The following is a 6,673-nucleotide window of genomic DNA, read 5'->3' on the forward strand; positions in this document are numbered from 1 at the left end:
CGGGGGCGGACCGGCGCGGCCCGGCTGGCGATCTCGGCCGGCGTGGGGGGGGAGACGGGGGGCCGGGGGGGGCCGGGCGACGCGCCGCCCCCCGGCGGGGGGGGGGGCCCGCCCCGTGCTTGGCCCCCCGCAACTGGCGGTGGCCGTGGTGGCCGCCGAGACGGCGCACGTCCGCGAGGTGCTCGACTCCTGTGAGCGCCTGGTGGCCAATCGCCCCGAGGTCGAGTTGCTGTCTGTTCGACGCCGGCTCTACGGCGTGGACGACGACTGACCATGGTGCCGGCTGTGCCGGGCGACCGGAGCGGCCCCGAAGGTAGTGTTCGAGATGTTGGCCGGTCGGCCGGCGGCCTCCGGGTCGCCGGGTCGACCGGAAGCAGGACGCCGTGGAGGTGGCGAGATGTCTGATCCGGCCAAGGTACGCCGGCACGCGGAACGGGTGCGTGAGCTGGTCGCGTCGGTGGTGCGGAGCCAGATCAAGGACCCGCGGCTCGGGATGATCACCATCACCGACGCCCGGATTACCGCTGACCTGCGCGACGCGACGGTCTTCTACACGGTGCTCGGGGACTCGGTGGCCCAGGCGGACACCGCCGCGGCGCTGGAGAGCGCCAAGGGGATGCTGCGCAGCACTGTCGGCAAGGCGCTCGGGCTGCGCCACTCGCCGACGCTCGCCTTCGTCCTCGACGACGTACAGGACCAGGTCAAGCACATCGACGACCTGCTCGCCGCCGCCCGCAACGCCGACGCCGAGGTGCAGCGGCTCGCCGCCCAGGCGAAGTACGCGGGCGAGGCCCAGCCGTACCGGGTGGATGACGAGGACGACGAGACGGACGAGGCCGACGAGGCCGACGAGGCCGACGTCAAGGAGACCCCGCGGGGTGGGGAAGCGCGGTGACCAGCACCGCCAGCGCAGCGTTCGTCGCCTCGACCGGGCTCGGCCCGACCGAGGCGGCGTGGGCCGAGGCCGAGGCGTTGGTGCGGGCTCTCCCGCCGACCGCCCGGGTGCTGCTGATCTGCCACATCAATCCGGACGGCGACGCGCTGGGCAGCATGCTCGGCTTCGGTCTGGGCCTGCGGCAGCTCGGCGTACGCGACGTGCAGGCGACCTTTCCCGGGCCGCCGGAGGTTCCGGAGCCGTTCCGGGGGCTGCCGGGTCTGGATCTGCTGGTCCCGGCGGACGCCGCCGACCCGGCGCCCGATCTGGTGATCTGCTTCGACGCGGCGAGCGAGTCGCGTCTCGGCGAGTTGGCCGGGCGGTTGTCGTCGGCGGGTGCGGCGTTGGTGCTCGACCACCACGCCTCCAACCCCGGTTTCGGCACCGTCAACCTGGTCGACCCGGGGGCGGCGGCCACGTCGGTCGTGGTCGAGCAACTGCTGGCCCGGCTCGGGGTGGTGGTGGATCCGGCCATCGCCGAGTGCCTCTACGTGGCGCTGACCACTGACACCGGTTCCTTCCGGTTCGCGGCTACCACTCCGGCGGTGCACCAGATGGCCGCCCGACTGCTGGCGACCGGGATCTCACCGGGTGACATCTCCCGGCAGGTCTTCGACACCCGCCCCTTCGGCGCGGTCCGCCTCTTCGGCGAGGTGCTCGGCCGGGCTCGACTGGAGCCGGCCGCCGCCGGAGGTCGGGGTCTGGTCTGGACCTTCGCCACCCTCGATGACCTGGCCCGGCACGACCAGCGGCCGTACGTGCTCGAGGCGCTGATCGACTCCGTGCGCTGCACCGCCGAGGCGGATGTGAGCTGTGTGGTGAAGCAGACCAGGCCGGCCGAGTGGGCGGTGTCGATGCGCAGCAAGGGCGCTGTGGACGTCAGTCGGGTCGCGGTGGCGCTGGGCGGTGGTGGGCACACGTTCGCGGCCGGGTTCACCGGTCGGGGCACCGTCGAGCAGGTGGTCGAGTCGATCCGCGGTCAGCTGGACGCGGCGCTCATCGGCTGACGCGCCTTCGGCCGCCATCGATCTGCCGGTCTGGAAGATCAGGGTCAGCTCCGGGGAGTGTTGGTCTTCCCGCGTTCCGTGATACCGGGAAGAATTGCGGGATGGAGCAGCCGCACGACCTCACCGTGGAGGCCCCCCGCGCCTGGGACCGGCCCGCCGTCTCCGTTCCCGTCCTCGTCTGCCTCTCGCTCGTCGGTGGCCGGTTCGCGTCCTTCTCGACCGAGGCGAATCTGTTCACCCTCGGGACGGGTGGGGTGCTGATCTGGCTCGGTCTGAGCAACCGGGTGCCCCGCCGGCCGGCGCCGCGCCGGCTGGGCGCGGGAGCGGCCTGGTGGGCGGTGCCGGTGGTGGTCTTCGGGGTCTTCGAGGGCGTGACCTTCGTGCTCGCCGCCGGCGATGACTTCCCCACCTTCTCCCGGCTGGCCGATCCTCTCCTGGAGGATCAACTGACCAGGTCGGCAGCCTGGTTCGCCTGGTTGGCCGCCTTCTGGGGGCTGGTGCGGCGATGATGCGCGCGCTCGCGATCGGCGGCTTCCTCGCCGCGCTGATCCTCTTCGCGGTGGTCGAGTGGATGGCCCGGCGGGAGGGGTCGCGGATCCCCACCCTCGGCGAGGTCTGTGCCTACGTGATGCGCTACGAGGTCGGTTCGGTGCCGGTGGGCCGGATCGGTCTGTTCGGGTTCTGGTGGTGGCTGGGCTGGCACTTCCTGGCCCGCTGAGCCGGGTTGCCGACCGTCCAAATGGCGGGAACCGTAAGCAGTATGTGGACCTGAACGATAACTTGGGAGAAGGCCGGTGCCGCCTAGCGGTGCAGGTCATGGGCGGTGGTGCCACACCCCGCGCTGCCTCCCTCCAGGGTCGGATCGACCCGGGCTCACGCTGCCCAGTCGGCTGCTCCGGTAACCCCGGACCGCCGTGGGGCGCTCAGCAGGACCGCCCGTGAGGGCCGCCGCGTGTCGGCGGCTCACGCCCTGGGAAGAGGAGCGCCACCATGCCGAACAAGCCCAAGCCCGAGACCACCACCGACGACGCCCGCGAGCAGGCCCGCCGCGCGCTGCAGACGTCGATGGACACCCGCCAGTGATCCGACGCCGCCGACGGTGATCCCTCGGATCGGTGCGGTCGGGCGATTCGGCCAGCTCCGGGCGCACCGGCGGAGGTAAGTAGTCGGCGGTATTGCGATCCTTACCGCAGCCGTGCCAGGATCGGCCGCGATGAGCCAGACCGTCACCACCGCCCACCGACCCGCCTCGCCTCGGCGGATCGCCGCGCTCGCCCTGCCGGCCCTCGTGGTGCTCGCCGCCGAGCCGCTCTACGTGCTGGTCGACACCGCAGTGGTCGGTCACCTCGGCCGGGTGCCGCTCGCCGCGCTCGCCGTCGGCGGCACGGTCATGACGCTCACCGCCTGGGTGGGCACCGTGGTCGCCTACGGCACCACCGGACGCACGGCCCGCCGCTTCGGCGCGGGTGACCGGGCCGCCGCTGTCGCCGAGGGCGTCCAGTCGTCCTGGTTGGCGCTCGGTGTCGGTCTGCTGATCGCGATCGGCATGCAGCTTGGCGGGGGCGCGCTCGCCCGTACCCTCGCCGGTGGTGGTGGCGAGGTCGCCGACGCCGCCGCCCAGTGGTTGCGGATCGCGGCCCTCGGCGCTCCCGGCCTGCTCCTCGCCGCCGCCGGCAACGGCTGGCTGCGCGGCGTGCAGGACACTCGCCGCCCCCTGTACTTCGTGCTCGGCCCCAACCTGCTCTCCGCGCTGCTCTGCCCGCTGCTGGTCTACCCCGGCGGGCTGGGTCTGGTCGGCTCGGCCGTGGCGAACGTCGTCGCGCAGACGCTCTGCGGAGTGCTCTTCGCCGCCGCCCTGGTCGGTGAACGGGTGTCGCTGCGCCCTCAACCCCGCGTGATCCGCCAGCAACTGGTGCTCAGCAGGGACCTGCTGATCCGTGGGCTGGCGTTCCAGGCCAGCTTCCTGTCCGCGACCGCCGTCGCCGCCCGCTTCGGCGCCGCCGCCGTCGGTGCCCACCAGATCGCCCTGCAACTCTGGTTCTTCACCGCGCTGGTCCTCGACGCCCTCGCCATCGCCGCGCAGTCCCTGGTCGGTGCCGCGCTCGGCGCCGGCGACGCCGCGGGTGCGCGGGCGCTCGCCCGCCGGGTCGGGCTGCTCGGCGGCGTCTGCGGGGTGGGCTTCGCGCTGCTCGTCGCCGCCGGCACGGGCGTGGTGCCGTCGTGGTTCAGCTCCGATGCCGGGGTACGCGAGCAGGCCATGGTGGCCTGGCCGTGGTTCGTCGTCATGCTGCCGCTGGCCGGGGTGGTGTTCGCCCTCGACGGCGTGCTGATCGGTGCCGGCGACGTGCGTTACCTGCGCAACCTCACCATCGTGGCGGCGCTCGGCGGCTTCCTGCCGGCCATCTGGCTGGCGTACGCGCTCAACCTCGGGCTGGGCGGCATCTGGGCCGGGCTCACAGTGTTCGTGGTGATCCGGCTGGTCGCCCTGCTGCTGCGACTGCGCAACGGCAGGTGGGCGGTGACCGGCGCGGTCCGCTGACCGGTCGCCGGGACCCGCCGGTCAGCAGCGCGTGGTGGTCGGCGCGGGCGCGTCGAGGTCGAAGATGGTGCCCGGGTCGCCCGCGGGTATCCGGTCCCGGTGCACATCGGCGATCCAGAACTGCTCCTGCACCCAGCCCTCACGGAGCTGAGCGCAGTCCGCGTTCCAGGTCACGGCCTCCGCCGAGGTGATCCAGAGGCCGCGGGAGGAAGCCGGCACGTCGTCCGGGTGCGGCACCTGCCACACCACCCGGTCGCGTAGTGCCACCACTGTGGCGCCGGCGGGGGCCCGCAGGTCCACGTCGAACGGGTACGCCCAGACGAACTCCGTGGAAACCTCCAGCAGTCGGATGCCGTTCTGTGTGGTGGCCCGGTAACTGACCCGGCCGTCGGCGCGGACGCCGAACTCCCACTCCGACGGTGACGCCATCCTGGTGGCGTACCGCAGGAAGCTGCCATTGGTGAAGTCGCCCCGGAGCCGTTCGCGAGCGTCCGGGGCGAGCAGCGCGAGGAACGGCTCCGGATCCCCGGAGAACATCGAGATGTCGACCCGGCCCTCGATCAGTGCCTTGCGCACCGACTCCAGCGCTGTCCGCACCTGGGTCGCGGTGAACGGCCCGGTGCCCTTGGCCGCCGGCATCCGCACGGCCTCCTCGGCTGGCGCGAAGGAGGCCGCCGGTGATCCGGCGAACAGGTCGCGTGGTTCGCCGACCCTGCTCACCGGCGGGGTGAGGGTCGGTGTCGGGCTCGCCGAGGCGGACGCGCGGACACCGTCGGCGACCCGACCGACCAACACCACCCCGCCGACGACCATCAGCAGCGCCAGCACCAGCCCGAGGCCGAGCAGCATGGCCCCGTTGTGCCGGGCCGAGAAGAAACGGACCCGGTCCCACCCGGTCGGCTGGTGCTCGGTCGGCGATGTGCGGAGCCAATCCGGTAGCTGCACCGGGTTGACCTGCGCTACCGCGGCGGGCGGCGGCGGATCGACCGGGTCCTGCGGTGTGGGCTCGCTCGACGACGTGTTGTCCATGCTTCCCCCGTCAATGTCGCCGCCGCTGATGGCGTGCGAGCAGATGGTAGGGCCCGGGCACCAGCGCGGAACCGGGCACGGCTGCCCGGCCCTACCTCCCGCCGGATGGACGCCTCGTCCCGACGAAGCGGCGCAGACCTCGTGAGCGGAGGCTCGGGTCACGCGGGGCGTGCCCACGCCCCGCGGAGTACGGGCCATCTGGCAGGCTTGGCCGACGTGAGCACCGATGGTCTGATCGTGGTCGACAAGCCCGGCGGCATGACGTCGCACGACGTGGTGGCGCGCATCCGCCGACTGGCGAAGACCCGGAAGGTCGGGCACGGCGGCACCCTCGACCCGATGGCGACCGGCGTGCTGGTGATCGGTGTCGGCCGGGCCACCCGGCTGCTGACCTACGTGATCGGCGCGGGCAAGAGCTACACCGGCACGATCCGGCTCGGCCAGACCACAGTCACCGACGACGCCGAGGGCGACGTGACCGCCACCGTGCCGGCCGGGCAGGTCACCGACGGCGCGATCTCCTCGGCGCTGGCCGGACTGAGCGGCGAGGTCGACCAGGTGCCCAGCGCGGTCAGCGCCATCAAGATCGACGGGCAGCGGGCGTACAAGCGGGTCCGCGACGGGGAGAGCGTCGAGCTGCCGGCGCGGCGGGTCACCATCTCCCGGTTGGAGGTGCTGGCGATCCGTCGCACCGAGCCGGACGTGGTGGACGTGGACGTCGACGTGACCTGCTCCTCCGGCACGTACATCCGGGCCATCGCCCGGGACGTCGGCCTGGCGCTCGGCGTCGGCGGGCACCTCACGGCCCTGCGGCGCACCGCGGTGGGCGGCTTCACCCTCGCCGAGGCGGCGACCCTCGACGAGCTGGAACAGCGCGCCCCGGACGTGGTGAACCTGCCACTGGACGCGGCGGCCGACCGGTTCTTCGCGCGCCGGGAGGCCACGCCGGACGAAGCCCGGGTGCTCGCCCACGGTGGGCCGTTGGACCCGGCCGGCCTCTCCGGGCCGTACGCCGTCTTCGGGCCGGCCGGCGGCCTGATCGCTATCGTCAGCGAGCGGGACGGGCGGGCCCGCGCGGAGATCGTGCTCGCACCGGAGCCCGTGCCGGTGCTGCTGGGGTATGTCGGGGTCGCGTGGATGTCCGCGTTCGCCCAGCTCACCCTG

Annotated in this window: 7 protein-coding genes and 1 pseudogene; 7 read left to right on the plus strand and 1 reads right to left on the minus strand. The window is 73.1% G+C overall.

The window, feature by feature from the left end; all coding sequences use genetic code 11:
* Positions 1-130 precede the first annotated feature (130 nt).
* The 6 genes and pseudogenes from AB0B48_RS31085 to AB0B48_RS31110 form a co-directional block, all read left to right on the plus strand.
* Positions 131-271 (plus strand): annotated as a pseudogene (locus AB0B48_RS31085) (DUF503 family protein); the annotation flags it as partial.
* 126 nt (positions 272-397) lie between these two features.
* Entirely contained in the window at positions 398-895 is a 498-nt protein-coding gene (gene rbfA, locus AB0B48_RS31090; RefSeq protein ID WP_357207796.1) for a 30S ribosome-binding factor RbfA, read from the plus strand.
* A complete protein-coding gene (locus AB0B48_RS31095) occupies positions 892-1,941 on the plus strand; it encodes a bifunctional oligoribonuclease/PAP phosphatase NrnA (RefSeq protein WP_357207798.1) in 1,050 nt (349 codons plus the stop codon). The genes rbfA and AB0B48_RS31095 overlap by 4 nt, the downstream gene beginning before the upstream one ends.
* A 101-nt stretch (positions 1,942-2,042) precedes the next feature.
* Positions 2,043-2,450 carry a hypothetical protein gene (locus AB0B48_RS31100; protein WP_210784728.1) on the plus strand — a complete coding sequence of 136 codons (408 nt, stop codon included), beginning with the start codon at positions 2,043-2,045 and terminating at the stop codon, positions 2,448-2,450.
* Positions 2,450-2,659 carry a DUF6186 family protein gene (locus AB0B48_RS31105; protein ID WP_181548655.1) on the plus strand — a complete coding sequence of 70 codons (210 nt, stop codon included), beginning with the start codon at positions 2,450-2,452 and terminating at the stop codon, positions 2,657-2,659. The genes AB0B48_RS31100 and AB0B48_RS31105 overlap by 1 nt, the downstream gene beginning before the upstream one ends.
* 495 nt (positions 2,660-3,154) lie before the next feature.
* Complete coding sequence (locus AB0B48_RS31110; RefSeq protein WP_357207800.1) at positions 3,155-4,480, plus strand: MATE family efflux transporter; 1,326 nt, start codon at positions 3,155-3,157, stop codon at positions 4,478-4,480.
* A 21-nt stretch (positions 4,481-4,501) separates the two neighbouring features.
* On the opposite strand, the gene AB0B48_RS31115 is transcribed toward AB0B48_RS31110, so the two are convergent.
* The gene (locus tag AB0B48_RS31115; protein ID WP_357207803.1) at positions 4,502-5,509 is read right to left on the minus strand and encodes a hypothetical protein; all 1,008 of its coding nucleotides are present in this window, start codon (positions 5,507-5,509) and stop codon (positions 4,502-4,504) included.
* A gap of 216 nt (positions 5,510-5,725) precedes the next feature.
* Here AB0B48_RS31115 and truB point away from each other — a divergent pair.
* On the plus strand, positions 5,726-6,673 hold a 948-nt coding region (gene truB / locus AB0B48_RS31120; protein WP_357207806.1), incomplete at its 3' end, for a tRNA pseudouridine(55) synthase TruB.

This window comes from Micromonospora sp. NPDC049089 (assembly GCF_040648775.1).
GTDB lineage: Bacteria > Actinomycetota > Actinomycetes > Mycobacteriales > Micromonosporaceae > Micromonospora.